The sequence below is a fragment of the Marinitoga sp. 1155 genome, assembly GCF_001021175.1.
Lineage (GTDB): Bacteria > Thermotogota > Thermotogae > Petrotogales > Petrotogaceae > Marinitoga.
The window spans coordinates 1-3,660 of sequence record NZ_AZAX01000044.1; the positions used below are offsets into that span (position 1 = coordinate 1).

At 21.9% G+C, this 3,660-nt stretch carries 4 protein-coding genes; all 4 read right to left on the reverse strand.

The window, feature by feature from the left end:
• Positions 1–343: 343 nt before the first annotated feature.
• Entirely contained in the window at positions 344–1,582 is a 1,239-nt protein-coding gene (locus tag X274_RS09910; protein ID WP_047266674.1) for a TolC family protein, read from the reverse strand.
• A gap of 12 nt (positions 1,583–1,594) precedes the next feature.
• Positions 1,595–2,761, reverse strand: a complete 1,167-nt coding sequence (locus tag X274_RS09915; RefSeq protein WP_047266675.1) for a hypothetical protein — start codon at positions 2,759–2,761, stop codon at positions 1,595–1,597.
• The gene (locus tag X274_RS09920) at positions 2,745–3,506 is read right to left on the reverse strand and encodes a hypothetical protein (protein ID WP_047266676.1); all 762 of its coding nucleotides are present in this window, start codon (positions 3,504–3,506) and stop codon (positions 2,745–2,747) included. The genes X274_RS09915 and X274_RS09920 overlap by 17 nt, the downstream gene beginning before the upstream one ends.
• The coding region (locus X274_RS12260; RefSeq protein ID WP_231580408.1) for a hypothetical protein at positions 3,433–3,660 on the reverse strand (228 nt) is incomplete at its 5' end. The genes X274_RS09920 and X274_RS12260, both read right to left, overlap by 74 nt.

The following is a 3,660-nucleotide window of genomic DNA, read 5'->3' on the forward strand; positions in this document are numbered from 1 at the left end:
AATCATTTTCATTATTTAAATTCGAAATATAAAAAGTGGTAAAAATATTCAACAAATATATTGTTATTAAAATCACAGATGAGATAAAAATCTTTTTCATTCTTTCACCTTAAGTTTTATATCTTGATAATTCACTTATCATTTTATCAAAAAAAAAAAAAAAAAGTAAACAAAATCGTGGTAAATTTGCTGTTAATTTTATATTTCTAAAATTAATAATAATTACTCAATTAATATATCACCTGATATATTAATATAGTTAATTTTTTGTTTTATCATTTTTACTAGCAACCACACTCCTGCAAAAACAGTAGTGTGGTTATATCATTATTTTTCTTTTATTTCAAGGGAGGTTGTTTGTATTTTTTATTTTGGTATAAGTTTCAATAAACTCTTCAATTTTTAAATTATAATATATTATTTTCATTTTTCTTTCTAATTTCATTTTTTCTATTTGATATTCTTTCTCAAATTTATCCCACTCTGATTTTATACTTTTTAGTTCTTCTTTAAGTATTTTTATCTGAATCTCATCTAATTCTAGTTCTTTTTCTATTTTTAATATTTCATTTTTTAAATATTCTCTTGAATTTTTAATTTTAGAAACGATATCCTGGATATTATCTTCATTTAAACTTTTGTAATCATCTTTATTTTTAAAGAGATATGGGTTTATAGAACCATTAAAATTTATATAATCCTTACTATAACTCCCGTTACTGGATATTTTTAAATATGGAGTATCTTCTAATAGGTTAAAGTTCAATGATATTGAAAAGTTATTATTTAAAATATCATATCCTCCACTTAAATTAACATTAAAATAATTGCTAGAACTTAATTTTTTTTCCAGATTATTTTGTTGTTTTGTAATATAATTTATTTTGTATTCTAAAAAACTTTCTATAGGTTTATATTGCACGTTTTCTATATTTGAACGAAAATTTTTTAAATTATGATATTTTTCTGAATATTTTAATTTAAATTCTTTCTGTGTTTCTAAATTTAAATCTTTTATAATCATACTTTTGTAATTATATAATGATTCATAGTTTTCCTTTAATGATAGTTCTAGTTTCTTTTTTGTTAGATCTTTTTTTAATACTTCTATTTCAGTAGTTGTTGAGATATTATTTAATTCACTATATTCCTTCTCCAAAAATTCGATATAATTCTGAAGATAATAAGTATTATAAAATATGTTTTTAAAATATGTAATATTAGACTCTTTTATTTTTTCATTATTTAAACCTTTTATTTTTTCGTTTATTTTATTCATTTGTGTTTTATCGCCAAAATCTGATTTAAACACATTCCATGAGAAATTTATTGAGGAAGTATTTAAATTTATTCCACTTATCTTATCACCACTAAAACCAAAATTATATGAAATATATGGTAAAAAATCACTATATTTTTCTAAAATATTTTTATTTTTTATTTCATAGACTGAATTTAAATTTGAGACATAGTATTTATATGCATCTTCATAATTTAAAAAAATATTTTTAATATTATTTTCCCCATACGCAATAATAAATATGCCAAAAATTGTTAATAGTAAAAAAATATTTTTTTTCATCTCTTCCTCCTGTTATTCTATTTCTTTAAATATATCTAATCTTTCTAAATCTTTTTTTATATAAATATAAGGTGTTTTAAATATTCTTCTAACAATAATTTTTTTAAACTGATAATATTGAGAATTTTCTTTTTCATACGTATTGAATAATAATTTTTCACCATTCATATTAATTTTCAATCCTTGCAAATATGATATTGAATTATTTAAAAGTGAAGAAGCTGTAATCAAATATATATAATCATTCGAAATAGCTCCGGTATAATAAAATTTTCGATTTTTCATTTTTAGTTCTAATAACTTACGATCATTTATATTATATATTTCCACTTTGTTAAAAATTAAATATTTATTTTTTAAATCACGCTCTTTAAAAAGAATCATAAATATTTCTCCGTTTTCATTTTCTAATAAAAGAGAATAAGCCTCTTCACTTGAATTTATTTTATATTCATTTGATAACGAATATATTTTTCCCCCATAAAACTTTTCCCTTTTTCCTGAATAAGAATATTTTTTTATACTTAATCCATCCTTAATATATATATTTTCATCTTTATCAATAATAAATTGATTACCATGATTATAGGGTATAAAATTTATCTTTTTTTCATATTCATTTTTTATTTTTTCAGTAATAATATTAGCAACATCTTCAAATATATAAAAATCAATTATTTTAAATTTTTCGTTAAATACTGTAATACCCCCAGATGTTAAAAAATAAATTTTATCTTTTTTTGTATATATATCTAAAATTTCTATTCCTGAAGGAAAGGGAGATGGCGCTAAATCTTTTAATTTTATTATTTTCGTTGTATTTTTCAATATATCAATTTTATATACATATATATTTTTAAATTCATTTGTGTTGTTTAAATATTCTAAACCTTTGAATATATATAAGATATTCCCTTTTTCATTTACTGTCCATTGAAAATCAAAATCATTTTTCCATGAACTTTCTGGTAAAGTCAAAAAAGTAATATTATTTTTATATTGAATAGACGACCTATATTCAAATTTTTTGTTAAACGTCAAAGTAGATATATGTTCAAATTTTAATTGTTGAAAACCAGACGAAAAAGCTATAGACACATTTAAAATTAATGATAAGCAAAATATTGTGAATCTTTTAAAGATTATTTCATCTATCAACTCATTATTTATAATTTTCATCTTTTCCACCTGCCAATATTTTGTTAGCATATACTTTAGATGTTGATGGAAAACCTAAATCAGTTCTTGATACATAGAGATTATAATTATAGATTTCTCCTCCAGGTTTATTTATAGTCTCTCCTTCTTTAAATAAAGGTCTCCAAACTAAGCTTTCTGGCCCAATTGCAATATAATTTTTATTTTCATATATATTATATTGTCGAATTAAAGTAAGTCCATCATATACACTAACTCTTTTTTTAATACTTATAGTCCCTTTTTCAACTTTTCCTTCTTCAATAGAACACACAATTCCTTTATGATATGCCGGAAAAGTGAAATTAAGAGTATAGGTTTTACTTTCCGAATAGGAAGCTCCAACGTTTACTGAAACAATATCTTTAAGTTTCGGAATCGAAATGTTAATAGAACCACTCGCATTCCATTCACTAGTGTCAGAAATACTATAATTCCCTGGTAAAGGCCCTGTATCCATCCACCCTTCTTTGGAAATTTTTATTATTTTATTATAAGAATATATGTCATAATAAATTCTTTTAATCCATATACCTTCAATTTCTTTTCTTGTAAAATCACTTCCACTATTACCTCCACCATTATTACTACCAGCACCAATAATGTTTTTCATTTCGTCATCAGTTAAAACCTTTACATTAACAACTTTTGAATCAGCAAAAAGGTTTACAGGTATCATATTTACAAACATCATCAACAAAATAGCATATATCACTACCTTTTTCATTTTCCATCCTCCCATCATTTTTTCTTTGTTTTTTCAATAGCGCGCTATTGTTGACTAATATTATTATTGTTATTATGAATATTAAATAATATAACTTTATTCCATATCTGGAATAAAATGTTTTATTTAATTTTTTTGTTCTGTTCCTGCAATT

Bases quoted from the DNA above. Each gene is read 5' to 3' on its own strand.
- X274_RS09920 (WP_047266676.1), bottom strand. From the start codon at position 3,506: ATGAAAAAGGTAGTGATATATGCTATTTTGTTGATGATGTTTGTAAAT.
- X274_RS09910 (WP_047266674.1), bottom strand. From the start codon at position 1,582: ATGAAAAAAAATATTTTTTTACTATTAACAATTTTTGGCATATTTATT.
- X274_RS09915 (WP_047266675.1), bottom strand. From the start codon at position 2,761: ATGAAAATTATAAATAATGAGTTGATAGATGAAATAATCTTTAAAAGA.